26 protein-coding genes are annotated in these 26,360 nt (G+C 73.6%); 8 read left to right on the top strand and 18 right to left on the bottom strand.

From position 1 onward, the window contains the following. Nucleotides 1-47: 47 nt before the first annotated feature. The 5 genes from WIS52_RS25665 to WIS52_RS25645 all read right to left on the bottom strand — a co-directional run bounded on the left by WIS52_RS25665 (nucleotide 48) and on the right by WIS52_RS25645 (nucleotide 4,350). On the bottom strand, nucleotides 48-1,394 hold the full coding sequence (locus WIS52_RS25665) for a dipeptidase (RefSeq protein WP_349300952.1): 1,347 nt from the start codon (nucleotides 1,392-1,394) through the stop codon (nucleotides 48-50). Between the two features lie 13 nt (nucleotides 1,395-1,407). Further along, nucleotides 1,408-1,824: a hypothetical protein gene (locus WIS52_RS25660; protein WP_349300951.1), complete on the bottom strand. Its 417-nt coding sequence runs from the start codon at nucleotides 1,822-1,824 to the stop codon at nucleotides 1,408-1,410. Beyond that, complete coding sequence (locus tag WIS52_RS25655; RefSeq protein WP_349300950.1) at nucleotides 1,821-3,290, bottom strand: APC family permease; 1,470 nt, start codon at nucleotides 3,288-3,290, stop codon at nucleotides 1,821-1,823. Before WIS52_RS25655 ends, WIS52_RS25660 begins: the two co-directional genes overlap by 4 nt. Nucleotides 3,291-3,455: 165 nt before the next feature. Then, complete coding sequence (locus tag WIS52_RS25650) at nucleotides 3,456-4,064, bottom strand: RraA family protein (RefSeq protein WP_349300949.1); 609 nt, start codon at nucleotides 4,062-4,064, stop codon at nucleotides 3,456-3,458. A 94-nt stretch (nucleotides 4,065-4,158) separates the two neighbouring features. After that, complete coding sequence (locus WIS52_RS25645) at nucleotides 4,159-4,350, bottom strand: hypothetical protein (RefSeq protein ID WP_349300948.1); 192 nt, start codon at nucleotides 4,348-4,350, stop codon at nucleotides 4,159-4,161. Between the two features lie 177 nt (nucleotides 4,351-4,527). Here WIS52_RS25645 and WIS52_RS25640 point away from each other — a divergent pair, with 177 nt between their 5' ends. From WIS52_RS25640 to WIS52_RS25630, 3 genes are read left to right on the top strand one after another with little or no spacing between them, the layout of a single operon-like run. Continuing rightward, a complete protein-coding gene (locus tag WIS52_RS25640) occupies nucleotides 4,528-5,208 on the top strand; it encodes a DUF3159 domain-containing protein (protein WP_349300947.1) in 681 nt (226 codons plus the stop codon). Beyond that, nucleotides 5,205-5,801 (top strand): hypothetical protein, encoded by a 597-nt coding sequence (locus WIS52_RS25635; protein WP_349300946.1) that lies wholly within the window; start codon nucleotides 5,205-5,207, stop codon nucleotides 5,799-5,801. The genes WIS52_RS25640 and WIS52_RS25635 overlap by 4 nt, the downstream gene beginning before the upstream one ends. A 43-nt stretch (nucleotides 5,802-5,844) precedes the next feature. After that, nucleotides 5,845-7,761 carry a S9 family peptidase gene (locus WIS52_RS25630; protein WP_349300945.1) on the top strand — a complete coding sequence of 639 codons (1,917 nt, stop codon included), beginning with the start codon at nucleotides 5,845-5,847 and terminating at the stop codon, nucleotides 7,759-7,761. Here the strand turns inward: WIS52_RS25630 and WIS52_RS25625 are convergent. Further along, complete coding sequence (locus tag WIS52_RS25625) at nucleotides 7,749-8,156, bottom strand: DUF2834 domain-containing protein (protein WP_349300944.1); 408 nt, start codon at nucleotides 8,154-8,156, stop codon at nucleotides 7,749-7,751. The two genes, WIS52_RS25630 and WIS52_RS25625, sit on opposite strands and share 13 nt — an antisense overlap. Nucleotides 8,157-8,253: 97 nt before the next feature. Next, nucleotides 8,254-9,216: a helix-turn-helix transcriptional regulator gene (locus WIS52_RS25620; RefSeq protein WP_349300943.1), complete on the bottom strand. Its 963-nt coding sequence runs from the start codon at nucleotides 9,214-9,216 to the stop codon at nucleotides 8,254-8,256. A gap of 94 nt (nucleotides 9,217-9,310) precedes the next feature. Here WIS52_RS25620 and WIS52_RS25615 point away from each other — a divergent pair, with 94 nt between their 5' ends. The 3 genes from WIS52_RS25615 (at nucleotide 9,311) to WIS52_RS25605 (ending at nucleotide 12,355) form a co-directional block, all read left to right on the top strand. Then, complete coding sequence (locus tag WIS52_RS25615; RefSeq protein ID WP_349300942.1) at nucleotides 9,311-9,874, top strand: DinB family protein; 564 nt, start codon at nucleotides 9,311-9,313, stop codon at nucleotides 9,872-9,874. A 73-nt stretch (nucleotides 9,875-9,947) separates the two neighbouring features. Beyond that, nucleotides 9,948-10,721, top strand: a complete 774-nt coding sequence (locus WIS52_RS25610; RefSeq protein WP_349300941.1) for a cyclase family protein — start codon at nucleotides 9,948-9,950, stop codon at nucleotides 10,719-10,721. Nucleotides 10,722-10,729: 8 nt separating this feature from the next. After that, complete coding sequence (locus WIS52_RS25605) at nucleotides 10,730-12,355, top strand: thiamine pyrophosphate-binding protein (protein WP_349300940.1); 1,626 nt, start codon at nucleotides 10,730-10,732, stop codon at nucleotides 12,353-12,355. On the opposite strand, the gene WIS52_RS25600 is transcribed toward WIS52_RS25605, so the two are convergent. Then, entirely contained in the window at nucleotides 12,349-12,948 is a 600-nt protein-coding gene (locus WIS52_RS25600) for a TetR/AcrR family transcriptional regulator (protein ID WP_349300939.1), read from the bottom strand. The genes WIS52_RS25605 and WIS52_RS25600 overlap by 7 nt on opposite strands. A gap of 100 nt (nucleotides 12,949-13,048) precedes the next feature. On the opposite strand from WIS52_RS25600, the gene WIS52_RS25595 reads away from it, so the two are divergent. Next, nucleotides 13,049-13,891, top strand: coding sequence for an SDR family NAD(P)-dependent oxidoreductase (locus tag WIS52_RS25595; RefSeq protein WP_349300938.1), 843 nt, complete (start codon nucleotides 13,049-13,051; stop codon nucleotides 13,889-13,891). A gap of 194 nt (nucleotides 13,892-14,085) precedes the next feature. On the opposite strand, the gene WIS52_RS25590 is transcribed toward WIS52_RS25595, so the two are convergent. The 6 genes from WIS52_RS25590 to WIS52_RS25565 form a co-directional block, all read right to left on the bottom strand. Further along, complete coding sequence (locus WIS52_RS25590; RefSeq protein WP_349300937.1) at nucleotides 14,086-14,985, bottom strand: NADP-dependent oxidoreductase; 900 nt, start codon at nucleotides 14,983-14,985, stop codon at nucleotides 14,086-14,088. A 151-nt stretch (nucleotides 14,986-15,136) separates the two neighbouring features. Beyond that, on the bottom strand, nucleotides 15,137-16,378 hold the full coding sequence (locus WIS52_RS25585) for a cytochrome P450 family protein (RefSeq protein ID WP_349300936.1): 1,242 nt from the start codon (nucleotides 16,376-16,378) through the stop codon (nucleotides 15,137-15,139). A gap of 73 nt (nucleotides 16,379-16,451) precedes the next feature. Beyond that, nucleotides 16,452-17,348: a DUF6282 family protein gene (locus tag WIS52_RS25580; protein ID WP_349300935.1), complete on the bottom strand. Its 897-nt coding sequence runs from the start codon at nucleotides 17,346-17,348 to the stop codon at nucleotides 16,452-16,454. A gap of 23 nt (nucleotides 17,349-17,371) precedes the next feature. Beyond that, nucleotides 17,372-18,733, bottom strand: coding sequence for an MFS transporter (locus WIS52_RS25575; RefSeq protein ID WP_349300934.1), 1,362 nt, complete (start codon nucleotides 18,731-18,733; stop codon nucleotides 17,372-17,374). After that, nucleotides 18,730-19,503, bottom strand: a complete 774-nt coding sequence (locus WIS52_RS25570) for an HpcH/HpaI aldolase family protein (RefSeq protein WP_349300933.1) — start codon at nucleotides 19,501-19,503, stop codon at nucleotides 18,730-18,732. Before WIS52_RS25570 ends, WIS52_RS25575 begins: the two co-directional genes overlap by 4 nt. After that, on the bottom strand, nucleotides 19,500-20,423 hold the full coding sequence (locus WIS52_RS25565) for a cupin domain-containing protein (protein WP_349300932.1): 924 nt from the start codon (nucleotides 20,421-20,423) through the stop codon (nucleotides 19,500-19,502). The genes WIS52_RS25570 and WIS52_RS25565 overlap by 4 nt, the downstream gene beginning before the upstream one ends. A gap of 105 nt (nucleotides 20,424-20,528) precedes the next feature. On the opposite strand from WIS52_RS25565, the gene WIS52_RS25560 reads away from it, so the two are divergent. Then, on the top strand, nucleotides 20,529-21,323 hold the full coding sequence (locus WIS52_RS25560) for an IclR family transcriptional regulator (protein WP_349300931.1): 795 nt from the start codon (nucleotides 20,529-20,531) through the stop codon (nucleotides 21,321-21,323). Between the two features lie 27 nt (nucleotides 21,324-21,350). On the opposite strand, the gene WIS52_RS25555 is transcribed toward WIS52_RS25560, so the two are convergent. From WIS52_RS25555 to WIS52_RS25540, 4 genes are all read right to left on the bottom strand, one after another. After that, entirely contained in the window at nucleotides 21,351-22,688 is a 1,338-nt protein-coding gene (locus WIS52_RS25555) for an MFS transporter (RefSeq protein WP_349300930.1), read from the bottom strand. A gap of 151 nt (nucleotides 22,689-22,839) precedes the next feature. Beyond that, a complete protein-coding gene (locus tag WIS52_RS25550) occupies nucleotides 22,840-23,247 on the bottom strand; it encodes an acyl-CoA thioesterase (RefSeq protein WP_349300929.1) in 408 nt (135 codons plus the stop codon). Then, complete coding sequence (locus WIS52_RS25545; RefSeq protein ID WP_349300928.1) at nucleotides 23,244-24,854, bottom strand: long-chain-fatty-acid--CoA ligase; 1,611 nt, start codon at nucleotides 24,852-24,854, stop codon at nucleotides 23,244-23,246. The genes WIS52_RS25550 and WIS52_RS25545 overlap by 4 nt, the downstream gene beginning before the upstream one ends. Next, complete coding sequence (locus tag WIS52_RS25540; RefSeq protein WP_349300927.1) at nucleotides 24,851-26,269, bottom strand: hypothetical protein; 1,419 nt, start codon at nucleotides 26,267-26,269, stop codon at nucleotides 24,851-24,853. The genes WIS52_RS25545 and WIS52_RS25540 overlap by 4 nt, the downstream gene beginning before the upstream one ends. Between the last annotated feature and the right edge of the window lie 91 nt (nucleotides 26,270-26,360).

Below are 26,360 nucleotides of genomic sequence, written 5' to 3'. Positions count from 1 at the left end.
AGGACACCGTCTACTCCGCCTCGGTTGCATTGCGCAATCTGTCGGCCTCATGTTCGGCCGGCGAACCGGCGCAGGAACCCGGCCTCCACCGCGGCCATGTTCTCGATCTCCGAGGGATCGACGCTCTCGTTCGGCGCGTGGATCAGGCACTTCGGCTCCTCCACCCCGAGCAGCATGATCTCCGCGTCCGGGAACGTCTGCTGCAGGACCGTGCACAACGGGATCGACCCGCCCTGCCCCTGCCGGACGACGTCGCGGCCGTAGACGTCCTTCATCGCGGCCGACATCGCGTCGACGGCCGGGCCCGAGAGCGACCCGGTGAACGGCTGCCCGGCCGCCTCTCGCTCACAGCTGATCCGCACGTGCCACGGGGCGACGGCCCGCAGGTGCTCGATCAGCGCGGTCTGCGCCTCGACCGCGTCCGTACCCGGTGGGACCCGGAGGTTGAGCCGGGCGCGCGCGGTGGGCGGGATCGCGGCCGACGACCCCACGACGGGCGGGCAGTCCATGCCCAGCACGGTCAGCGCCGGTCGCGCCCACAGCAGGTCGCCGACCCGGCCGGTGCCGACGAGATCGACCCCGTCGAGCACACCGGCGTCGGTGCGGAACCGGTCGGCCGGGTAGTCGGCCCCGGACCAGGTCTGCGAGGCGTCGAGACCGCGCACGGTGGTGTTGCCGTGCTCGTCGTGCAGCGTCGCCAGGATGTCGATCAGTGCGACGAGCGCGTCCGGGGCGGCGCCGCCGAACATCCCGGAGTGCACCGGGCCGGCCAGCGTCTCGACGGTGACCACGACGTTCGCCAGGCCGCGCAGGCTGGTGGTGAGGCTCGGCTCGCCGACCGCGGCGTTGCCGGCGTCGCAGACCAGGATGGCGTCGGCGCGCAGCAGGTCGGCGTGCAGCGGGACGAACGCCTCGAGCCCGCCGGTGCCCTGCTCCTCCGATCCCTCGCCGACGATCTTGACGGTGACCCCCAGGTCGTCGCCGAGTGCCCGCAGTGCGGTCAGGTGCATGGCGATGTTGCCCTTGCAGTCGGCCGCGCCCCGGCCGTACCAGCGGCCGTCGACCTCGGTCAGCTCCCAGGGCGGGGTGCGCCAGGCGTCGTCGTCGAGTGGTGGCTGCACGTCGTGGTGGAAGTAGAGCAGCACGGTCGGGGCGCCGGGTGGGCCCTGCCGCCGGCCGCAGACGGCCTTGCTGCCGTCCGGGGTCGGGTACGCAGCCACGTCGCTGAACCCGAGCTCGGAGAACGCGCCGATGACCCAGTCGGCCATCCGGTCGCACTCCGCCGGCGGGAACTGCGCGGCGTCGTGCACCGAGCGGAACGCCACCATCTCGGCGAGGTCGTTGCGGGCCCGGGGCATCAACGCCGAGATGTCCTGCAGTGCCGTGTCGGTCACGGTGCCTCCTCGCTCAGCCGGCCGCGGCCGGACGGACGTCGAGCCCCGCGACGAACTGCTCGACCGCGGGCAGGTCCTCCGGGCAGTAGGTCGCGACGACGAGCTCCAGCCCTTGCACGGTGCGCGGGTCCACCGTGGCCGGGCGCAGGTAGAACTCCCCGCCCACGCCGAGCCGGGTCTTGAGCAGCCCCAGCTGGTGCGGGCTCCCCGCCGTGGCGCAGACGGCGCCACCGTCGTCGCCGAGCACCTGCGCGACCTGGCCGGCGTCGGCGGGGGTGGCGAGACCGGCGGCCCGGTAGGCCCCGATCAGCTCGTCGGCCTTGCCGAGCGCGACCTCGTCGGACCGGTTGTAGTCGTAGCTGACCAGCATCACCACCAGGAGCGCCGCCAGCAGTGCCCCGACGCTCGCGTAGATCACCCGGGCGTTCACGACGACGCCTCCGGCAGCTTCCAGCTCGGTTTCCGCATCAGGACCAGCACCCACGGGATGATCAGCCCCAGTACGAGGATGCCGCCGCCGACGATCCCGACGAACATGAACGGGCTCCCGCCGCCGAACTGCGACGGCGGCACGAAGCTGATCCCGATCGCGGCGATCGACGCGGTGAACCCGACGGCGCACAGCAGCGGCAGCGCCGGCGCCCGGTAGCCCCGCGGGTGGTTCGGCTGCAGCTTCCGGAGCCGGTACGCGGCGATGAACAGCCACAGGTAGACGAGCAGGTACACCGACGTCGTGATCGTCATGAAGATCCAGTAGGCGTTGGACACCGCCGGGACGAACGCGAACAGCAGCGCCAGCCCGGTGGTGACCCAGCCCTGCACGACCAGGATGTTGACCTGGACGCCCGCGGCGTTGGTCCGCTGGAAGTACGGCGGCAGGTAACCGCCGCTGCGCGCCACGAGCAGCAGGCTGCGCGACGGCCCGGACAGCCACGTCATGAACCCGGCGAGCGACGCGACGACGATCGCGAGCCCGACGACCGGGACCAGCCACTGCAGGCCGAAGTGCGCGAACACCGCCTCGAACGCCTGCATGACCCCCGCCGTCAGGCTGATGTCCTGCGCCGGCACCACCCAGCTGATCGCGAGCGGCGGGAGGATCAGCACGACGAGCACGAGCGCCACGGCGAGGAACATCGCCTTCGGGAACTGGGTGGAGGGCTTCTCGAGCTCGTTGACGTGGACGGCGTTCATCTCCATGCCGGAGTAGGCGCCGAAGTTGCTGACGATGAGCACGATGCTGGCGATGCCGGCCCACTCCGGCAGCAGGCTGCCGGTGGTCATCGGTGCCGCCGAGGGGTTGCCCTGCAGCAGGTAGATGATCCCGAGGCCGACCAGCAGCGCACCCGGGATCAGCGTGCCGATCAGCACGCCGCTGGACGCCAGCTTGGCGATCACCCCGATCCCGCCGCGCATCGCGAGCAGCACCCCGAGCCAGTACACGGCGATGATCACGACCGCGGTGAACACCCCGCTGGACGCGAGATCGGGGTTGATGACGTAGGCGAGCGTGGCCGCCACGAACGACAGCAGCGTCGGGTAGTAGAAGATCGTCATGGCGAACTGGTGCCAGGCCGCGGCGAACCCCATGTTCGGCGAGATGCCCTCGGTCACCCACCGGTAGACGCCCCCCGACCAGCCCGACGCGAGCTCGGCCGAGACCAGCGCGGTGGGCACGAGGAAGACGATGGCCGGCAGGACGTAGAGGAACACGGCCGCCAGGCCGTAGACCCCCATCGTCGGCGCGGGCCGCAGGCTCGCCACCGACGACACGGTCATCAGGGCCAGCGCGGTCCAGGTGACGTAGCTCCGGCCCGTCGTCCGCGCCGGTGCCGTGCCCACGTCGGGGGGTGGCGGCGTTCCGGTCACCGGTCCGTCCGCGTCGTGCGTCGCCATGTGTCCCCCCTGCCCGCCCGGCCCCGCTGGCCCCGGTGCGGATCGTTGCGTGAATGCGAGGGGGGATCCTCATCCGGAGCGGGTGAGACGGTCCGGGCGCCGCCGGATGTCGATCGCAGGTTCGGCCGGACACCGACAGGGCCCCGGCGCCACGCCGCTCCGGTGTCAGGCCGGCGACACGATGGCGTCGCGCTGCCCGCTCTCCTGCGCGTACTTGGCCTCGGCCGCCTCGGTCGTGACGGCCAGGTCCTGGTGCCGGACGACGACCACGCCGTCGTCGTCGGCGACGATCACGTCGCCGGGATGGACGACCACCCGGCCGACGCTCACGTCGCGCTGCAGGTACCCGGGACCGTTGCGGTACGGCCCGGCCGGCGTCGTGGCCCGGGCCCAGACCGGGAAGCCGAGCTCCTCGAGATCGTGCACGTCACGCACCGCGCCGTCGATCACGAAACCGGCGATCCCCTTGGCCCGCGCGCGGCCGGCGATCAGCTCGCCGATGAGCGCCCGATGGGTCGCCGCCTGCCCGTCGATCACGAGCACGTCTCCCGCGGACGCCTCCTCGAGCGCCTGGTGGATCGCGGCGTTGTCGCCGCCCGCGGTGAGGACGGTGAAGGCCGGGCCGACCACCCTCGCCCCCCGCCACATCGCGGAGATCTCCGGCTCCATGACGTTGAGCCGTTCCTGCGCGTCCCCGACGTTGGCGGCGGGCAGCGAGCGCAGCCGGGCCAGCAGGTCCTGCTCGGGGGCCGGGACGGCCTGGTTCGCGGTCATGGGGTTCCTCCAGGTCGATCGGTGTCGCTCCATGAATACGAAACCCCCTCGTGCGGTGCAAGGGAGAGCGGGGGGCGCGTAGCGGGGACGGCCCTCAGCCCGACGCCCGCTTCACGATGAGGCCGATCTCGATCGTCTGCCCGGCCCCGACGCTCGGCACGATGGTCCCGACGGCCTCCCAGCCCTCGGCTCCGAGCTCGGCGAGATCGGCCTCCATCTGCGAGTAGTCGAAGCCCTTCCAGCCATAGGAGTACTTCAGGACCCGGTGCTCGAACCTGTGTGCCATCTGGCGTCCCTCCTGATCGCGTGTGACGGTCTCCGAGCCCCACCCGACACCGTGCCGTTGCGGCACGGTCAATCCCTCGACGGGAGTGACCCGGCTCACGTCGTCCGCGCTTGAGTGTGCCGCAGCGGCACGGCCTTTCCTTGTGGTCACGCAATCGACCACGGAGGGCGAATGACGATGACGGATCAGCACCGGAACCCGTCGCCGCGCAGTGAGAAGACCGTGCGCACCGAGAAGACCGTGAACACCGGCAAGCAGGAGCCGACCCTGCTCGACCAGATGGGCGGCCCCATGGGGTTCGTCTACTCGGCGATCCCGGTGATCGTGTTCGTGACGGCCAACGCGTTCCTGTCCCTGGGGCTCACGATCGGCATCGCGATCGGCACCGGGCTGGCCCTGTTCGGGTTCCGGCTGCTGCGCGGCGAGAAGTTCGCCCAGGCGGTCGGCAGCCTGCTCGGCGTCGCCCTCGCGGCCGGCATCGTCGCGATCACCGGGTCGTCGCGGGACTTCTTCGCGATCGGCATCTGGGCCGCGCTGGCCGGGTTCGTCGTCACCTTCGGGTCGGTGCTGGCGCGCCGCCCGATCACCGGCGTCATCTGGAACGCGGTGCACGGTGGCACGCACGACTGGCGTGCCGACCGCGTGGTGCTGCGCGCGCACGACCTCGCGACGCTGGCCGCCGCGCTGGTCTTCGGGTCCCGCTTCGTGATCCAGCAGTGGCTCTACGTCGCCGACAGCATCGGCGGGCTGGGGGTCGCCCGGATCGCCATGGGCACCCCGCTGACCGTCCTGGCCGGGCTCGTCGTCTTCTGGGCGTTCCGGCGCAGCACCAAGCGCCTGGTCGGGACGTCGCGGTGACCGCGGTCCTCCGGCCGCTGCGCACCCACGAGATCCTGCACCGCTCGCTCTACCGGGTGGACCTCCCGGACGCCGGCGGCCGGCCGGTGACCTGGACCGTCGAGGTCGACGTCAGCGGTGACTGGGAGGCCCGGCTCTACCGCGACGGTCACCGGGCGGCGGCCGCCGAACTGCCGGCCGCGCTGCCCGTCCCGGGCGGCCGGATCGAGGTCGACGCCGGTCTCTACGGCGTCACCCGGGTCCACCTGGTCACCGCCGACGGCGAGCACCGGCTCGCTCCGGTGCCCGGCACCCTCGAGCACCGCCGGGCCCGGCTGGCCCACCGCCGGCCGGGCGTCAGCCGGGCGATCGCCGCGACCGCCGTCGTGATCCTGGCGGTGAACCTCGTGCTGGCCGCGCCGCAGGCGCTCGAGATCCTCACCTCGCTGCCCCGGGTCGCCGAACACGTCGGCACCTTCGTCTCGCCGGTCACGCTGCCGGCGTGGTTGAACACCACCCTGCTCGTGGCCGGCGCGCTGGCCGCCGTCGAGCGGGTGCTGACCTGGCGGCGGAACCGGGTGCTCGACGCCGAAACGCTGTGGACAAGCAACTGAGTGGACGAACAACTGAGCGGACGAACGACTGAAGGAGCACGCCATGGCCCTGCCCGACCTGATCGCCGTCGAGGACTTCCTCCGCCCGCCGGAGCGCACCGCCGCGACGATCTCGCCGGACGGCTCCCGGCTGGCGTTCCTGGCCCCGTGGAAGACCCGGCTCAACGTCTGGGTGTCCGATATCGACGACCCCGCCGCCGAGCCCCGGTGCGTGACCGCCGACGAGACGCGCCCGGTCCAGCGCTACCACTGGACCGACGACCCGCGCTGGCTGCTGTACCTGCAGGACTCGGGCGGCGACGAGAACTGGCACATCTTCCGGATCGACCTCGACGACGCGGACGCACCCGCCGTCGACCTCACCCCGTACCCGGGGGCCACGGCGCTGGGGCCCGAGTTCCCGGCCGACCGGCCCGGCAAGGTCGTCGTGCAGCTCAACGCCCGTGAGGCCACCCGCTTCGACCTCTACGAGATCGACATCGCCACCGGCGAGGTCACGATGCTCGGCGAGAGCCCGGGCGTCGCCTCCGGCTGGATGCTCGCGGGCGACAGCCTCCTGGAGTCCACACTGGAGGACGACGGGACGGCGGCGCTGTACCGGCTGGACGGCCCGGACGGCGAGCGGACGCAGATCACCACGTTCGACGGCGACGCCTACCCGGTCGGCGTGTACCCGTTCGAGTCCACACCGGACGGGACCGGTATCTGGTTCGGCTCCTACCGGGGCACCGACCAGCTGCACCTGGCCCGGCTCGACCTCGCCACCGGGGAGGAGACCGAGGTCGACCGGCACCCGTCGGCCGACATCGACATCCGGGCGCAGGTCTTCACGAGCCTCCCGTCGCCGCTGATCCGGCACCGCCGCACCGGTGAGCTGCTCGGGGTCCAGTACCTGGGGGAGCGTCAGGAGATCCACGCCCTCGACCCGCGGTTCGCCGAGGTCCTGGCCGAGCTGACGAGCCTGCACGACGGCGACATCGGCACGATCTCCGGCGACGTCGACGGCCGCCGCTGGGTCGTGTCGTTCCAGCACGACCGCGACCCGCAGACCTGGTTCTACGACCACACCACGGGCGAGCGACGGCTGCTGTTCCGGTCCCACCCGCAGCACGACCCGGCGGACATGGCGCCGAAGACCCCGGTCACGATCCCGGCCCGGGACGGGCGGGCGCTGCCGTCCTACCTGACCCTGCCGGTCGGTGCCGACCCGGCCGGGCTGCCCCTCGGTGCCGACCCGGCCGGGCTGCCCCTGGTCCTGATGGTCCACGGTGGACCGTGGGCCCGGGACTGGTGGGGCTTCGACCCCAGTGTCCAGCTGTGGGCCAACCGCGGCTACGCGGTGCTGCAGACCAACTTCCGCGGCTCGGCCGGTTTCGGCCGCGAGCACATGGAGGCCGCGGTCGGCGAGCTCGCCGGGAAGATGCACGACGACCTGATCGACGCCGTCGACTGGGCCGTCGAGCAGGGCTACGCCGACCCCGACCGCGTCGCGATCTTCGGCGGGTCCTACGGCGGCTACGCGACCCTGGTGGGCGTGACCTTCACACCCGACAGATTCGCGGCCGCGGTCGAGTACGTCGGGATCTCCAACCTGGCCAACTTCATGCGCAACGTGCCGGAGTTCGCCAAGCCGGGCCTGATCAACAACTGGTTCCGCTACGTCGGCGACCCGGCCGACCCGGAGCAGGAGAAGGACATGCTGGCCCGCTCGCCGATCACCCGGGTCGACGACATCCGCACCCCGCTGATGGTGGTGCAGGGCGCCAACGACGTGCGGGTCGTGCGCGCGGAGTCGGACAACATCGTCGCCTCCCTGCGCGAGCGCGGGGTCGACGTGGAGTACCTGGTGTTCGACGACGAGGGGCACTTCATCGTCAACCCGGAGAACCTGGTCACGATGTTCCGCGCCGCGGACCGGTTCCTCGCCGAGCACCTGGGCGGGCGGTCCTACGACGGGTGAGACCCGCCGGCCCGGGCTGCGGGGGCGCCCGGGCCGGTCCTCGCGAGCGAGCGCTCCCGCAGCGCGAGGAACAGCGGGAAGGTGAAGGCCACCGCGACCGCGAAGCTCAGCACGACGAGAACCACGATCGGCGGCATGCCCCAGCCCAGTCGCCGGCCCTCGACGACGAACAGGACGCACGCGGCCAGCGCGACGACGAGGATGTCCACCGCGGCCGAGGAGCTGGCGTCGTTGGCGAACCAGCCGCCCAGATAGCTCCCACCACCGGATGCCATGAAGGCGATGTTGAAGTACCAGGTGCCGACGAGGCCGAGCACCGCGAGCACGCCGTAGACCGCGATGAGCGTGGTGTGCGGACGGGTTCGTGACGGGCGGCGGTCGGTCGGCGTGGTCATCAGGGCTCCAGGAGTCTCAGTAAGCGGATAGTCAGACTATCCGAAAAGTCGGCGGCGCGACCCGCACCGCGCCCGTCGGGAGCGATGAACGAGGACCTCACCCGGCTGCAGCGGCGTAGCGGCGGGCGAGGCGGGTGCAGGCGTCGCGTAGTTCTGCCGGGCCGACGACCTCCATGTCCGCGTCGAGTGCCCCGAGCGATGCGGCCAGTCCCACCCACGACCACGACTCCAGCACCACCCGGCAGCGGTCCGGCCCGAGCGCCTCGACGACGCCGTCGCGGACGTAGGGCAGCACGTCGGCGGCCGGCAGGTGCAGGATCACCTCCCCGCGGCACGGCAGCCGGCCGTCGGCTCCGGTGCCGGTGAACCGGCCGGCGACGAACGCGGCGACGTCGCCGCCGGGGACCGTGCGCGGGACGAACCGCGGTCCGGTCGGGATGCGCGGGGTGATCCGGTCGGCCCGGAAGGTCCGCCAGTCGCCGCGGTCGAGGTCCCAGGCGACGAGGTACCAGCGGCCCTTCCAGGTGACGAGATGGTGCGGTTCCACTCTGCGCGCTGAACCGTCGGCGCTCGGTGCGGCGTAGTCGAGACGGAGCACCTCACACGCCCGGACGGCGGCGCCGAGCGCCATGAGCGTCCCGGGATCGGCCTGGGTCCGCGGGCGGCCACCGGGCTGCTCGACCGCGGTGACCTCGAGGGCGTCGACCCGGTGTCGCAGCCGGGCCGGCATGACCTGCCGGACGACGCCCAGCGCCCGGACCGCCGCCTCCTCGATCCCCGCGCCGGTGACGGTCGCGAGCCGGAGCGCGACCGCGAGGGCGACCGCCTGGTCGTCGTCGAACAGCAGTGGGGGCAGGTCCGCGCCGGCGTCGAGCCGGTACCCGCCGTCCGGTCCCTTGATCGCGCGGATCGGGTAGCCGAGCTCGCGCAGCCGGTCGACGTCGCGGCGCACCGTGCGCGGGCTGACCGCCATCCGCTCGGCGAGCAGCGCACCGGGCCAGTCCCGGCGGGCCTGCAGGAGCGACAGCAGCGCGAGCAGCCGTGCGGACGTGGTGGGCACGAATTCCACTCTGCCCGAAGTAGCGGCCACACATTGGCCGCTTCTGCGGGAAACCTTCCTTCTGACAACGCGACTCCCGCCGGAAGGACATCCGATGACCACGACCACCCTCGACGCCGAGCGCACCGACCTGCTCACCGAGCTCGCGGCGGCCCGCGCGGCGCTGACCGCCACCGTCGACGGGCTGTCCGACGGCCAGCTCGGCGAGCACCCGACCGCGAGCGCACTCTGCCTCGGCGGGCTGATCAAGCACGTCGCCTCCACCGAGGAGGGCTGGGCACGCCTGCTCACCGGGGACCCGTCGGCGATGACCGCCGACATGCCCGAGGGCGTCGCCTGGGCGGACATCTTCGCCGGGACCGCCCGGGAGCTCCCGCAGTTCCTGATCGACCGGCAGAACGACTTCACCATGCTGCCCGGTGACACCGCGGCGTCGGTGCTCGCCCACTACGCCGACGTCGCCGTCCGCACCGACGAGCTGGTCCGGACGCTGCCGGACCTCTCGGTGGTCCACCCGCTGCCCGAGGCCCCGTGGAACGAGCCCGGCGCGGTCCGCAGCGCCCGCCGGATCCTGATCCACCTGGTCGCCGAGACGGTGCAGCACGCCGGGCACGCCGACATCATCCGCGAGTCGATCGACGGGAGGACCGCGGGCTGAGCGGCGGAGGTGGTCCGGTGGGTGTCGAACGGGAAGGATGAGCGGCCCCAGACCAGCGAGCCGCGGAGGCCCCGTGTCCGTCCTGTCCGCCCTCCTCGAGGCGAGCCGCTCCGGCGGCGTCGAGATCGTCGACCTCACCACCCCGCTGCAGGAGTCGACCCCGGTGCTGCAGCTCCCCGAGCCGTTCGCCAACACCAGCGGGTTCCGGCTCGAGGAGATCTCGCGCTACGACGACCGAGGGCCGGCCTGGTACTGGAACGACATCCACACCGGCGAGCACGTCGGCACCCACCTCGACGCGCCGAACCACTGGGTCACCGGCCGCGACGGCGCCGACGTCTCCCAGGCCCCGCTGCAGACGATGATCGCGCCCGCGGCGGTCCTCGACGTCACCGCCGCGGTCGCCCAGGATCCCGACTTCCTGCTCGAGGTCGACCACGTGCGCGCCTTCGAAGCCGAGTACGGCCCGCTGCCCGACGGCGGCTGGCTGCTGCTCCGGACCGGGTGGGAGTCCCGGGGCGGCAGCCAGGAGGAGTTCCTCAACACCGACGACGCCGGCCCGCACACCCCGGGCGTGTCCGCCGAGTGCGCGAGGTGGATCGCCGAGGAGTCGCCGGTCGCCGGGTTCGGCGTCGAGACCGTCGGCACCGACGCGGGTGGCGCGGCCGGTTTCGACCCGCCGTTCGCCTGCCACCACTTCCTGATGGGCGCCGGCAAGTGGGGCCTGACCAGCCTGCGGAACCTGGGCGAGCTGCCGCCGCAGGGCGCGGTGCTGGTGGTGTGCCCGCTGCCGATCGTCGGCGGTTCGGGCAGCCCGGCGCGGGTGCTCGCCCTCGTGGAGCGATGATCGTCGGCGTGAACACGGACACCGTCGCCGAGCAGGTCGGTTCGCTCCTCGCCGGGCTGGGGGTCGGGCACGCCTTCGGCGTGGTCGGAAGCGGGAACTTCCACGTCACCAACGCGCTACGGCACGCCGGGGTCGGCTGGACCGCCGCCCGGCACGAGGGCGGTGCGGTGACCATGGCCGACGCCTTCGCCCGCACGAGCGGCGAGGTCGCGGTGGCCACCCTGCACCAGGGCTGCGGGCTCACCAACGCGCTCACCGGCATCACCGAGGCCGCGAAGAGCCGCACGCCGCTGCTCGTGCTGGCCGCGGACACCGCGTCGTCGGCGGTGCGCTCGAACTTCCGGATCGACCAGGACGCGCTGGTGCGCAGCGTCGGCGCCGTCGCCGAGCGGGTGCACTCGCCCGAGTCGGCGGCCACCGACGTCCTGCGGGCCTACACGACGTGCCGGAACGAGCGCCGGACCGTCGTCCTCAACCTCCCGCTGGACGTGCAGGCCCGGCCCGCCGTCCCGGCTACCGTGCCAGGGCCGACCACCTGGAGCCCGGTCCGTCCCGACCCCGCCGCGGTGGCCCGCCTCGCGGAGCTGCTGCGTTCCGCGGAACGCCCGGTGTTCATCGCCGGACGCGGGGCACGGGCTGCCGGCGACGAGCTCGCGACGCTCGCGGACCGGTGCGGCGCGCTGCTCGCGACGTCGGCCGTCGCGCACGGCCTGTTCGGCACCGACCCGTGGTCGCTCGGGATCGCCGGCGGGTTCGCGACGCCGCTCGCCGCGGAGCTGATCACCGACGCCGACCTCGTCGTCGCCTGGGGTGCCTCGCTGACGATGTGGACGACCCGGCACGGTGCGCTGCTGGGCGAGGCGGCCACCGTCGTCCAGGTCGACGACACCGCGAGCGCGCTGGGCGCCCAGCGGCCCGTCGACCTCCCGGTCCTCGGCGACGTCGCCGCGACCGCGCGTGACGTGCTGGCCGTCGTCGCCGGGCAGCGCGTGGGCTACCGCACGGGGACCGTCGCCGCGCGGCTGCGCACCGACGCCCGCCACGGGGCTCCGCCGGAGGTGGTGGGGGAGCGGATCGACCCGCGGGTGCTCTCCGCGGCGCTGGACGACCTGCTGCCGGTCGAGCGGACCGTCGCCGTCGACTCCGGCAACTTCATGGGCTACCCGGCCGGCTACCTGCGCGTGCCGGACGCCGCCGGGTTCTGCTTCACCCAGGCGTTCCAGTCCATCGGTCTCGGCCTCGCGACCGCGATCGGCGCGGCCATCGCGCGCCCGGACCGGGTGGCCGTCGCGGCCTGCGGCGACGGCGGGTTCCTCATGGGCATCAGCGAGCTGGAGACCGCGGTACGCCTCGGACTCGGCATGGTGATCGTGGTCTACGACGACGGCGGCTACGGCGCCGAGTTCCACCACTTCGCCGACGACGACCACACCTGCGTCCGGTTCGGCGACACCGACCTCGCCGCGATCGCCCGCGGCCACGGGTGCGTGGCGGCGACGGTGCGCTCGACCGCCGACCTCGGAGCGGTCACCGAGTGGCTCGCCGGTCCGCGGGACCGGCCGTTGCTGGTCGACGCCAAGGTCGTCGCCGACGAGCCGTCGTGGTGGCTGGCGGAGGCGTTCCGCGGTCACTGACCCGGCCGCGCGGCCCGCAACGCGGCGGCGACCAGCCGGTCGGCGAACTCCTCGTCCAGCGGCCCGGTGCCGAGCAGCCAGCGCTGGGTGAGCGGGGCGTAGAGCAGGTCGACGACGAGGTCGAGGTCGGCGTCGTCGTCGATCTGCCCGGCCGCCTGCGCGCCGCGCAGCCGCCGCAGCTTCGCCTCGGTCATCGGCCCCTCCAGCCGGGCCCGGTAGTCGGCCGCGAGCGCCGGATCGGTGAGCAGCTCGACGTAGAGCGCCCGCAGCGGCGCGGAGAACACCGGGTCGGCGAACTCGGCGACGGTCGCCCGCAGGACCGTCCGCAGGTCGGCGTCGATGTCGCCGGTGTCGGGCAGGTCGATCCGGCCCGCCGGGTTCTCGTTCGCGGCGAGGATCGCGTCGAAGACGACGGCGCCCTTGCCCGGCCACCACCGGTAGATCGTCTGCTTCCCGACGCCGGCCCGGGCGGCGATCGCCTCGATGCTCAGCGCGCCGAATCCGTGGTCGGTGACGAGCTCGCGGGTGGCCTGCAGGATCCGGTCCCGCGACCGGGGGTTGCGGCGCCCGGGATCCGGGCCTGTTCCGTCCACGCGCCGAGCATATCCGAGACGAGACGTTGCGTCTCGAAGAGCGTCGTGGCATCCTTCGGCGAAACGAGACGGTCCGTCTCGTCGAGACGGAAGGAAAACGGTGACGGGGGACGCAGTGCAGGGGCGGGTCTGGTTCGTGACCGGCGCGAGCCGGGGCCTCGGGCGGGCCTTCACCGAGGAGGCGCTGGCGGCAGGGGACCGCGTCGTCGGGGTCTCCCGGGACGTGACGCCGCTCGAGGATCTCGTCGCGGCCGCCGACGGCCGGCTGATCACGTTCGCGCTCGACGTGTCCGACCGCGACGCCGTCGTGACCGGGGTCCGGCGGGCCGCGGAGACGTTCGGACGGCTCGACGTCGTGGTGAACAACGCCGGCGGCGTGCTCCTCGGCGCGATCGAGGAGATCTCGGAGGAGCAGGCGCGCCGGCACCTGGACACGAACCTGTTCGGCGCGCTGTGGGTGGCCCAGGCCGTCGCCCCGTACCTGCGCGAGCAGGGCTCGGGCCGGCTGCTGATGATCTCGTCGATGGGCTCGGCCGGCGGGTTCGCGACGACCGGGCTCTACGGCGCGGGCAAGGCCGCCGTCGGCGCGATCTCGGACGCGCTGGCGATGGAGCTCGCCGACTTCGGGGTGCGGGTCACGCTGGTCGGGCCGGGTGGCTACGAGACCGGCCTGTTCACCCAGGGCCTGACGGCGACCGAGCCGATCCCCGCCTACGACGGGCTGCGGGCCCGGCTCGCGGAGCTGTGGGGGGTCTCCGTGGACCACGACCCGGCCGACGCGGCGCGAGCGCTGCGCGAGGTCGTCGACGCCGACGAGCCGCCCGCGCGGATCATCCTAGGCGGGGCGGCGTTCGACATGGTCGCGGAGCTGGAGCGGGCCCGGTGGGCCGAGTACACCCGGTGGGAGGAGCTCAGCCGCCGGGCGGACGCGGCCGGCCGGTAGCGGGACGGAGCGGCCGCGGTCAGCCGTTCTGCAGGTGCACGACCAGGTCCTCGATCGAGATCAGCATCAGGTCGTGCCGGTCGCAGAACTCGGCAGGTCACGCTCTCGATCGCGGGCACCGGGGTGGTCGCGAACGAGTTCTGGCCGGCCTACCGGCTGCCGTTCCTCTGAGCTGGCCTGTCCCGACCGGCTGGTCAAGGTAGGAGCACGATCTTGCCGGTCACGTGCCCGCCCTCGACGGCGGCGAGCGCCTCGCCCGCCTCGTCCAGCGGCCGGACCTCGCGCACCAGCGGGTCGAGCTCACCGGCGGCGATCAGCCGCGCGAGCTCGGCGAGCACCGCGGTGCTCCGGTCCCGGGGCACGTCGCGCCCGCCGAGCTCGGCGACCAGCGGCTTGTCCGCGATCGAGTAGAGCCGGCCGGCCGGTACCAGCGGGGCGACCGTCCGCAGCGCGTCCCCGCCGACGAGGTCGAGCGCGCCGTCGACGCCGTCCGGGGCGGCGGCCGCGATGCGGTCGGTGACGCCCTCGCCGTAGGCGACCGGGACCGCACCGAGCCCGGCGAGCAGCTCGTGCTTGCCCGGGCTCGCCGTACCGACGACGCGCAGGCCGCGCGCTCGGGCGAGCTGCACCAGCGGCAGCCCGACCCCGCCGCCGGCCCCGTTCACCAGCAGCGTCGCGCCGGCGTCGAGCGCCACGTTCTCCAGGAAGTCGTAGGCGGTGCCGGCCGCGACCGGCAGCACCGCGGCCTGCTCCGGGGACACGCCCTCGGGCCGGAGCGCGGCGAACGAGGCGGTCACCCGGGCGACCGGGGCCCAGCCGCCGAGCATCCCGGGGCAGCCGCCGAACACCTCGTCGCCGGGGGCGAAGGCGACGACGCCGTCTCCGGCCGCGAGCACGGTCCCGGCCACCTCGCGGCCCAGGACGGCCGGGCCCTCGACGCCGTAGGAGCCGTCGCGAACCCGCCAGTCGCCCGGGTTCACCCCGGCCGCGCGGACCCGCACGAGCAACTCACCGGGCCCGGCCTCGGGCTCGGCAACGTCGAGGAACGACTGCTGCTCCGGCCCGCCTGCGGTGAGGAACCCGTATCCGCGCATGGGCCCGACCCTACGTCCGGGCGCCGAGCCATCGAGCCGCGGAGCCGTCGAGCTGCGGCGCGGTGGCCGCGTGATCCTTCTCTGTGGAGCCTCCGGCGGGCCACAGTGGCGTGTCGGTTCCGCAGAGAAGGATCACTCGGGGGTGACCCCGTCAGGAGACCAGGATCGGCAGCTCGGACACCCGCCCGAACCCGAGCGCCGAGGGCCCGGTGTCGTCCCCCGCGAGCCGCAGGTCCGGGAACCGCTCGACCAGCGCCCGCAACGCGACCTCGGTCTCCTGCCGGGCCAGCGCGGCGCCGAGGCAGTAGTGCGGACCCTGGCCGAACCCGACGTGCCCCTCCCCGGGGCCGCCGTCCCGTCGCACGTCCAGGACCTCCGCGTCGTCGTAGTGCTGCGGGTCGAAGTTGGCACTCAGGATCCCGGCGATCACCGTGGAGCCGGTCGCGACGATGACCCCACCGATCTCGACGTCCTCCGCGGCGTAGCGGGGCAGGCTCACCGGGATCGGGCCGCAGGTGCGCACCAGCTCGTGCACCGCCTGCGGCCACAGGCCGGGGTCCGCGCGAAGTGCCGCGAGCTGGTCCGGGCGGGTGAGCAGCGCCGGCACCGACTTCGTGATCAGGTGCGCGGTGGTCTCGAAGCCGGCGGTGACGATGTCGAAGATCATGGTGATCAGCTCGTCCTCGGTGAGCCGGTCGCCGCCGTCGGCCTGGGCCTGCACCAGCCCGGTGACCAGGTCGTCGGCGGGGACCGCCCGCCGCGCCTCGGCGAGCGCGCGGATCTGCGCGACCACGTCCCGGATGACCTCCGGCATGCGGTCCGGGTCCGGTGCGACGAGCAGACCGCCCAGCTCGTGCCACCGGGGCCGGTCGGGCTCGGGCACGCCGACCAGCTCGCAGATCACGGCGATCGGCAGCGGGTAGGCGAAGGTCGCCACCAGGTCGACCGGATTGCTGTCCGCACCGGCGGCGGCGATCTCGTCGAGCAGGCCGTCGGTGAGCTCCTCGACCCGCGGGCGCAGGGCGTTCACCCGCCGGACGGTGAAGGCGCGCGAGACCAGCGTGCGCAGCCGGGCGTGGTCGGCACCGTCGCGGGCCAGCAGGCCGTGGCTCAGGAAATCCAGCTCCGGTGGGACCCCGAGCCGCTCGTAGATACCCGGCAGCGCGTTCTCGGCTCCGGCCACGGTGCTCGCGTCCGAGCGGAACCGACTGTCGCGCAGGACGGCCCGGACGTCGTCGTGCCGGGTGATCAGGGCCGCCGGCAGGTCGGTGAAACCGGGCATGTCCACCACCGGGGCCTGCTCGCGGAGCCGGCCGAAACCGGTGACCGGGCAGCCACCGAGCACGTCGGCGACGTCGGTGGCGGGTTCGTCGGGCGCGGTGCGGGTGTCCATGCGTCGTCCCCTCGGATCGGATGTCCGTGCCGGGACGAGCCGACACCATGCCCGTGCGGCATGGTCAAGGGAATCAGTCGGAGATCCCCAGCAGCTCGCGCGGGTTGTCGTGCACGATCCGCCGCAGGTCCTTCTCCTCCAGCCCGAGGTCGAGCAGCGCCGCGGCGACCCGGCGGAACGCGTCGACCGGTCGCGGGAACCCGGCCTGGCCGAGGTCGGACCCGAGCAGCGTGTGTTCCGGCCCGAGCGCCGAGATCCACTCCATGAGCTGGGTGACCGGCCAGCGCATCCGGGCACCCGGGTCGTACATGTGCATCTCGTGCTCGATCAAGGCACCCTCCGAGACGAACCGCGCACACTGTGCGGGATCCGCGCCGATCACGAAGTCCGGATGGGACACCGCGAACCGGCGCACCCCGCGCTCGCGGGCGAGCGCGAAGCAGGCCGCGATGTCGTCCGGATGCAGGTGCCCGCCGTTGAGGACGGCGTCGTGCTCGGCGATCAGGTCGAAGATCGGCACGAGCTCGTCGACGACGTTCCCGTCCCGCACGACCTCGACCCGCTCCGCGGTGAGCTGCACGGTCGGGGTCGGGAAGCCGAGGTTCTCGGCGTGGCAGTCGATGTGCCGGCCCGACGAGACCGTCGGCAGGTAGACGACCTTCCCGCCGAGCCCGAGGCACAGCTGCGCCTGGGCGAGGTTCAGCCCGCCGACGGTGCTGTTGAGCGCGACGGCGCCGATCACCTCGGTGGGGATGTCGGCGAGCAGCGCCTGCTGCGCGAGCACGTCCAGCTGGGTGTTGTGGTGGTGGCACTTGGCGACCATCGCCCGCATCCGCAGCCGTTCCCAGCCGTCCCGGGCGCCGCCGGCGTGGTCGAACTCGCGCGGCATCGGCGACGGTCCGGAGTGGCAGTGCGGGTCGACGAGGCCGTCCAGGACCGCGTCGACGGCCGGGCTCGGTGCGGCGGTCATGATGACTCCCTCTCTCCAGGCCGTCAGGCGGCGGTCATGTCGGCGTCGCGGGTCTCGGGGCCGAGCAGCGCGCCGACCGCGATGAGCACCCCGCCGATGACGACCAGCGCCGCGGGGGCGAGCGCCGTGCCGACCAGCGAGGCGAGCCAGAGCAGGTAGTAGGCGAAGAACGCGGGCAGGACCAGCGCCAGGCTGTAGCCGATGCCGTACCCGGAGGCCCGCATCGGCCCGGGGAAGCGCTCGGTCAGGTACGCCGCGATCGGGCCGAAGGCGATGAACCCGACGACGAACGCGACGCACAGCAGGACGGCGGCGGATCCGCCACCGAGCCCGGTCGCGGTACCGATGACGGCGACGGTCCCGCCGGACGCCACGACGACCAGCACGCCCGTCGCGACGTAGAACCAGCGACGCCCGATCACCTGGCTCAGCATCCCGGCCAGCGGATAGGTGACCGCGCTGATCAGCGAGCCGACCGCCAGCACCACCGTCACCTGGGTCGCGCTGAACCCCGCGGCCGACGACGTCAGTCCGGGGAGGACGGACACGGTGACGTTCAGGACGGTCCAGATCCCGGTCATCAGGACGAACACCTGCAGCAGGCTGCGCCGGTGCGCCCCGGCGAAGAGCTCGCGCAGCGGCGAGACGTGCTGCGCGGCCGCCTGCTCGGCGCGGCCCTCGGACTCGGGCACGTAGCGGACGAAGTAGACCAGCATCGCGACCGCGAGCAGCGCGCCGACGACGAACGGCACCCGCCAGCCCCAGGTCGAGTACGCCGAGTCGGGCGCCCCGGCCGGCGCGATCTGCAGCAGCCCCAGGGTGAGCAGCGAGATGACGCACAGCGCCAGCGGCGACGTCATCGTGATCAGTCCACTGGCGAGCCCGCGGCGGTCCTTGCGGGCCCACTCCATCGCGAGCGGGATTGCGGCGGTGTACTCCCCGCCGAGGAACACGCCGTCCAGGAACCGCAGCGCGATGAGCAGGCCCACCGCCCACAGCCCGACGGCGCCGTGCCCGGGCAGCAGCGCGATGAGCAGCGTGGTCACCGCGATCCCGGCGACCGCGATGATCGTCGACCGGCGCCGGCCGGTGCGGTCGGCGAGCAATCCGAAGATCACCGCGCCGATCGGGCGGCCGAGCAGGGTCGCGGTGAAGATGAAGGCGGCGACGATGACGCGCGTGCTCGCGTCGAGGTCGCGGGGGACGAAGTAGGACATCGCCGGGGCGAGTGCGATCACCGGCACGTAGATGTCGAACTGGTCGACGAAGTAGCCGCCGACGCCGCCACCGAGCGCGCGGCGCCGGGCCCGCCGCGTATCGCCGGGTGCCGCGGCCGTCGTCGGCGCGGTCGCGCCCGGGCGGTCGTCGTGGGTCGGGAAGGTCATGGCTGCCCCCTCACCCCGGCTCGCAGGTCGCGGACGGTGGTGCGCGCGGCCTGACCGAGCATCGTGGCGTCGTTGCCGACGAGGACGAAGTCGTAGTGCTGCCCCAGCGCCGCCGCCGCGGCGGCGGAGGGGACCGCGGTGCCGAGCGGCACGGCGTGCGCGTCGGCCGCCTTGCGCACCCGGTCGAGCAGGTGCCCGAACTCGGCCGAGCCGGCGTCCAGGCCGGTGGCCACCGCGAGGTCGGCCGGCCCGACGAACAGCGCGCCCAGCCCGGGCACCGCCGCGATGTCGTCGGCGGCCGCGACGGCCTCGGCGCTCTCGATCTGCGGGACGACGACGACCCGCTCGCCCGAGGCCAGGTAACCCGCCGCGTCGGCGCCCCACCCGCCGGCCCGCACCGTCGGCCCGTAGCCGCGGGTGCCGTGCGGCGGGAACCGGCCGTGCCCGACGGCCACGCGGGCGTCGGCCGGCGAGTCGACGTGCGGGACCAGCACGCCGGCCGCGCCGGAGTCGAGGACCCGGCCGATCGTCGTCGCCGAGGAGTCGGGGACGCGGACCAGCGCCGGGACCCCGCACCCGCGGGCCGCCCCGAGCAGCTGGTGCACCGTGAGCAGGTCCAGCGGCGCGTGCTCGGTGTCGACGACCAGGAAGTCGAAGCCCGCCGCCGCGGCCAGCTCCACGCTGTCGGTCACCGGCAGCTTGATCCAGGTCCCGACGACCTGCTGCCCCCCGGACAGCAGGTCGCGGAACCCTGACGCCGCGACGGTCACGACGCGGCACCGGGAACGGGGTACTCCTCGGCGGCCAGCACCCAGCCGGGCCGCTGCGAGAAGTCCAGCCGGGGCGGGCAGAACACGTCGACGAGCTGGTTGCGCTCCTGCCCGACCGCGTTGCTGGTGTGCACCGCCGGCGGCGGGATGACGGTGACCGACGGGCTCCCCACCTCGACGTGCTCGTCGGCGCGCCAGGCAGCGAGGTCCGGGGTCCACGGCGTCCGGATGTGGTGGGTGTACCGGCCGTCGAGGGCCAGCGAGACCTGCTCGAAGTCGTCGTGGTGGTGCGGCGAGAGGTGCGCGGTGTCGCGCGGCCCGTAGTCCGGGTCGAAGACGTTCACCATGATCGTGCTGCACCGGAAGATCCGGCCGAACCGGCCCTGCTCGTAGGGGAACTCGTCGATCGGGTGGACCCGGATCCGGAACCCGTCGACCGGGTCCGGCCAGGGCGCGAACGCGGCCACGTTCGGGTCCGGCTCGGTGTAGGCGCACCGGTTGCGGCACCGGGCGGCCAGGTCGGTCGCGCGGGGCGAGAACAGCCGTACGACGCTCGTGTCGGCCTGCACCTCGATCCGGCTGTCCCCGGGCGGGACCACGACGACCGACCGGCCGGTCACCCGCGCCTTGTCCGAACCGGATCCCGTCCAGACCACCTCGGCCGCCGCCGAGGCGTCCGGGAACAGCACCAGGTACTCGTCGGGCTGACCGGCGCGTTCCAGGTGCTCCCCGGCGCGGACCAGCGAGTGCCCGACGACGACGTTCTGCGCGCGGGCCCACCAGGTCCGGCTCCCCAGTGGACTGATCTCGTCCGGCGGCAGCGCGGAGAAGTCCAGGTACTGCGCCGGGATGTTGGCCCGTGCGGGCGCCGGTGGGCTCGACGCCAGCGCCGACCGCGGATCGTTCGACTCGTAGCTCATGCTGCCCCCTCGCAGCGAGGGTGTTCACATCGTGAAAACGGATTTCGTGATGCGACGAGGGTTGCACTGCGCAACAATGGCGTCAAGCCGAGCCGGGGAGGCCTCGTGAGCGAGACGGCGCGTCGTGGCACCGAGGGGACGACCGACATCCAGGCCGTGACCCGGGCGAGCCAGATCCTCGCCCTGTTCCGGCCCGGCCGGCCGCACCTGACGGTGGCCTCCGCGGCGCTGGAGCTCGGGCTCAACCGCACGACCACGCACCGCTACTTCGCGACGCTGGTGTCGGCCGGGATGCTCGAGCGCGGCCGGGACGGCCAGACCTACGGGCCGGGCGGTCTGCTGGTCCAGCTGGGCACGTTCGCGCTCGGCCGCCGGGCGGTCGTCGACCTCGCGCCGGCCCACCTGGCCGGGCTCGCGCGGCGGACCGGCCTGTCCGCGGCGCTGAGCCTGTGGGGCTCGGCCGGCCCGGTGGTGGCCCGGGTGGAGGAGGACAGCACCAACACCGTCGTCGTGTCGGTGCGGGTCGGGCACCAGCTCCCGGTGGACTCGGCGCAGAACCAGGTGTTCCTGGCCTTCATGGGCGACCGGGCGCGGGCGTCGCGGATCCTCGACGAGGACGACGACGACGGCGGCGACCTGGCCCGCCGGGTCACGCGGGTGCGCCGGACGGGGCTGGCCACCACGCACCTCGCCGACTCCGACATCACCGCGGCGGGCGCACCGGTCTTCGACGAGTCGGGGCTGTGCGCGACGATCGCGCTGATCGGCACGGCCCGGACCCTGCCGGTGCCCGAGGCGCCCGCGGCGTTCCGGGCGCTGGCCGGCACCGCCCTGGCGCTCGGGCGGGAGCTCGGCGGGGAGCGGCACTACCCGGACGGGTTCGGCGCCGGACCACCGTGAGGGAGTGGCCGAACCCGCCCGGCCGGCTCAGCGGGTCGTGACCCGCGGGGACGCGTCGGTCCCGTCGCCGACGAAGGACCGCCGGGCCACCAGGATCACCGCGAGACAGCCGATCGCCGCCGGCACGACGAACACCAGGAAGCTGACCTGCAGCGGCAGCTGGGCCGCGACGAGCATGCCCCCGATGATCGGCCCCGCGATCGCCCCGATCCGCCCGACGCCGGTCGCCCAGCCGACCCCGGTGCTGCGCACGGACGCCGGGTAGAACTCGACGGCGAAGGCGTGGATGATCGCGAGGATGCCGATCACCGCGGCGCCCGCGACGAACAGCCACGCGTAGAGCACGGCGGCCGGCGGGTTGAACGACAGCCCGACGAAGGCCGTCACCGCGGCGGTGAAGTAGCCGACGAGCGTGCGGCGGAAGGTGAACCGCACGGCCAGCCAGCCGCCCAGCACCGAGCCGACGAAGCCGCCCAGGTTGAGCACCACCAGCGTCCAGATCGCCGACGACAGCGCGAACCCGGCACCCCGCATCAGCACCGGCAGCCAGGTCAGCAGCGCGTAGCTCAGCACCATCGTCATCACGAAGAAGACCCAGATGAGCACGGTCGCGAGCGCGTTGCGGCGGGACAGGATCCGGGCGACGGGGGAGCGCGGGGACCGGATCGGCACCGAGATCGCGTCGATGTCGCCGGGCGCGAAGCCGGGGACGATCCGGCCGACGACCGCGCGCAGCCGCTCCCGGTCCCCGACGACGAGCAGGTACTCCGGTGACTCCGGGAGCAGCCGCAGCACGACGGGCACCATGAGCACCCCGGCGCCGGCCACGAAGAAGATCACCCGCCAGCCGAAGACCGGCTCCAGCAGGATCCCGACGAACGCGGCGATCAGCCCGCCGATCGCGTAGAACGCCGACACCAGCGCGACGAAGACCGACTTGTACCGGAGCGGGGAGACCTCGGCCGTCAGCGCCATGAAGTTCGGCATCAGCCCGCCGATCGCGAGTCCGACCACGAACCGCAGCGCCGCGAGGGTGTACGGGTCGTGCACGAAGCCGCAGAGGAACGACGCGACGCTGGCGGCCAGGATCGTGGCCGCGATGACCGGGCGGCGCCCGTGCCGGTCCGCGAGCGGGGCGACGACCAGGCCGCCCACGAAGACCCCGAGCAGCGCCGAGGAGGCGACCAGCCCCATCAGGACGGGGTCGGCGTCCCAGTCGGCGATGATGTGCGGCAGTGCGGATCCGAAGGAGACGAGGTCGTAGCCGTCGATCACCATCAGCAGGGCGGCGATCACGACGACCCAGGCGTGGAACGCGTTGAGGGGCGCCCTGCCCACGACCGCGTCGATGGGTGCGGTTGACATCGGGACTCCCTTGTCCAGGACGTGCACGGGGGGTGTGGTGGCGGTGCTGCCCGCGGGCAGGGGTCGGGTGACCCCTGCCCACGGGGACGGGACACCGGTCGGCGACGCCGGCCGGTGTCCGCTGGGGAGCGGAGAGCTCCTGTGCCCGGGGTCAGTCGATCCCGAGGCCGCTGCGCAGCCGGCCGGGCCACGGGGCGGGCCGGCCGGTGTCGTCGACGTGCACGACGGTGTGGTGGCCCTCGACGCACAGCTCGTCGCCCCGGGCCAGCTGCCACGCGAAGGTCACCGACGTGCGCCCGGCCCGCCCGATCCCGAGACGGACCTCGAGCTCGTCGTCGAACCTCAGGGCGCGGTGGTAGACGACGCCGGCCGAGCGGCGCGGGTACGGGCCGGCGTCGTCGGCGTCCCGGCCGAGCTTGCGCAGCAACGCGTGCTCGGCCAGCTCCGCCCAGCGGAACACCACCGACCAGTGGATGCGGCCCCCGGCGTCGGTGTCCACCCACGCGACGCGCACGGGTTCGACGTGCAGCGGCCGGAAGTCGTCGGCCGGGGCGCTCACGTGCCTGCCCCGTGCGTGCCGGCCCCGTCCCCGACGACGTGGTCGCGGCGCAGCGCGACCTTGTCGAACTTGCCGACGGCGGTCTTCGGCACCGAGGCCACGAACTCGACCCGTTCGGGGATCCAGAACCGCGCCACCCGGCCGCCGAGGAACTCGCGCAGCTCGGCGGCGGTGACGACGCTCCCGCAGTGGGCGGCGACGACGGCCAGCGGACGCTCGCCCCAGCGGTCGTCGGCGACCCCGATCACCGCGGCCTCGGCGACCGCCGGGTGAGCCATCAGAGCACTCTCCAGGGCCGGCGTGGAGATCCACTCTCCGCCGGACTTGACGACGTCCTTCGCCCGGTCGGTGATCTCCAGGTAGCCGCCCGGGGCGATGGTGACGATGTCGCCGGTGCGGAACCAGCCGTCGCCGGTCCAGCGCTCGGCGCTCGCCTCGGGCGCGTCGAGGTAGGAGCCGGCCACCCAGGGGCCGCGGATCTCGAGCTCGCCGGGGGTGTGGCCGTCCCAGGGGGCGAGGCCGCCGGCGTCGGTGCGGGCCTGGATCTCGGTGAGGGGCATCGGCCGGCCCTGTGTCAGCCGGTACCGGTGCTGCTCCTCGGCGTCGGCGTCCAGCAGGTCGGCCGACAGCTCGGCGACCGCGCCCATCAGCAGCTCGGTCATCCCCCAGGTGTGCACCAGCGGGACGCCGTGCCGCCGCGCGAAGCCGTCGATCATCGCCGGCGGGGCGGTGGACCCGCCGGACAGCACCATCCGCAGCGAGGACACGTCGAACGCGCCGGGGTCGGCGTCGAGGGTGCGCAGCACGCCCAGCCAGACGGTCGGCACGCCGCCGGTCAGGGTGACCCGCTCGCCGTCGATCAGTTCGAGCAGCCCGGCCGGGTCGAGCCGGTTCCCGGGCAGCACGAGTGTCGCGCCGAGCAGCGCGGCCGTGTAGGGCCAGCCCCAGGCCAGCGCGTGGAACATCGGCACCACGGGCAGGACGACGTCGGTGTCGCGCATCCCGAGATAGCCGGGCAGCGAGGTGGACAGGGCATGCAGCGCGATCGCCCGGTGGGTGACCTCCACCCCCTTGGGGCGGCCGGTGGTGCCGCTGGTGAAGGCGACCAGCGCGACGGCGTGCTCGTCGAGGTCGCCGGGCTGCCAGGCGGGGTCCCCACCGGCGAGGAAGCCCTCGTACCCGTCGGCCGGGTCGGGGTTCTCGGCCACCACGACGACGTGCCGGAGCGGCGTCCGGTCCCGGATCCGCTCGACCAGCGGCAGGAACGCCTCGTCGACCACGAGCACCTCGTCGCCGGCGTGCGTGGCGATGTAGGCGATGTCGTCGTCGTGCAGCCGGTGGTTGAGCGGGTGCAGCACCAGCCCGGCGAGCGGGGCGGCGAAGTACAGCTCCAGGTGCCGGTGGTGGCTCACGCACAGCGTCGCGACCCGGGCGCCGGGGGACAGGCCCAGGCCGAGCAGCGCCGAGGCCAGCCGGCGGGAACGCGCGTCGATGCCGGCCCAGGTGGTGCGGTGCAGCGAGCCGTCGGCGTTCCGGGAGACGATCTCCCGGTCCGGGGAGCACTGCACGGCGCGCCGCAGCATCGCCGCGATCGTCAGCTCGTTCACGTCGGCGTCCCCGGCGAACCGACGGGGACGTCGTCCCGGCGGTGGTGCGGGATGAAGGGCTGCTCGGCGACGGTCGCCCGGATCCGGCGGGTCGGTTCGCCGGGGACACCGCCCGCGCCCGGTCCGCCCCAGTCCACCGTCACCTCGGCGCCGAGCGGGATCTCCCGGTCCAGCCGGGCGTTGCTGATCAGCCGCCGCAGCGTCGGGCTGTAGGCCCAGGCGCTGGCCCAGCCGACCTGGTCGTCGCCGGTGCGGGCGCGCAGGAACGACATCCGGAACTGGCCCCAGGGCAGGTCCGGTGGGGGAGGTGCGGGTGCGTCGCGGAACTGGTCGGCGAACAGCTCGCCGACGTCGTCGGGGTTCCAGACCAGTCCACGGAAGGTCCACGCCGGTCCGCCGTGGCCGGCCTCGCGGGCCAGCTCGTCGCGGCCCGGGAACGCGCGCGCCCGGCCGTCGCGGTCCAGGTCGACGGTGTAGCCCCAGCCGACCTCGGCCGGGGTCACGAGGTGCTCGGTGAGGTCCTGGTCCAGGACGTCGAACTCCTCCGGGGTGATCCACAGCCGGGCGAACCGGGACAGCTTCGCGCGGTCGAACCGGTCGGGGAGGAAGTCCCGGATGATCGTCGGCATGTTGGACTCGGTGTGGCCGATGAGCTGCGCCTTGAAGCCCAGCTCGCGCAGCCCGACGGCGGCCCCGGCCTCCCGCACCGCGCGCCACAGCTCGTGTGCCGCGCCCCGGGAGGTGTCCATGAGCAGCTCGTAGCCGATCTCGCCGGTGACGCCCTGGCGCTGCACGATCAGCTCGCAGCCGGCGAACTCGGTGCGCCGCCAGCGGGAGAAGCGCAGGTCGCGGAACGACTCGCCGAGGGCGACCTCGAGGACCTCCGGCGAGCGCGGTCCCTGTACCGCGAAGCAGGACCAGTCCGCGGTCTGGTCCTCCAGCGTGACGTCGAGGCCGAGGCGCTCGTGCTGCACGGCCAGCCAGTACTGGGCGCCGGACTGGGTGAACAGGAAGTCCTGCTCGCCGAGGCGCAGCGCGAGGCCCTCGATCGCGATCCGGCCGTCCGTGCCGGTCATCGGCGTGAACAGGGTGTGCCCGACCTCGGTCCGGGTGGGGTCCTTCACCGAGATGCGGTCGAGGAAGGTCTCCGCGTCCGGACCGGTGATCCGGACCTTGTTGAGCCAGCTCCAGTCGCCGATCACGGCGGCGGTGCGCAGGGCGCGGTTCTCCCGCCACCAGCGGGTGTACTCGTAGCCGACCAGGAACCCGCCGTTGAGGTGGGCCCAGGTGCTGCTGGTGTTCGTCTCGTCCTGCGCCGGGGCGCCGGGGGACCCGAGGTAGGGCCGGTCCTGGAAAGCCAGCGCCTTGTACTGGTTCGCCAGCCGGTACTGCTCACGGACGTCTGCGTGCGTCATCGCCACCTGCCTTCGTCGTGCCGCGACCAAAGCTAGACCGTAATGACGACGACCGTCAATGGTCGCGTCTAGCTTTGCATTGCGAACAAGT

It is taken from the genome of Pseudonocardia nematodicida (genome assembly GCF_040105385.1).
In the GTDB taxonomy this organism is placed as follows: Bacteria; Actinomycetota; Actinomycetes; order Mycobacteriales; family Pseudonocardiaceae; genus Pseudonocardia; species Pseudonocardia nematodicida.
Note: the sequence above shows the minus strand (reverse complement) of the source record. Positions and strands in the feature narration are given on the sequence as shown.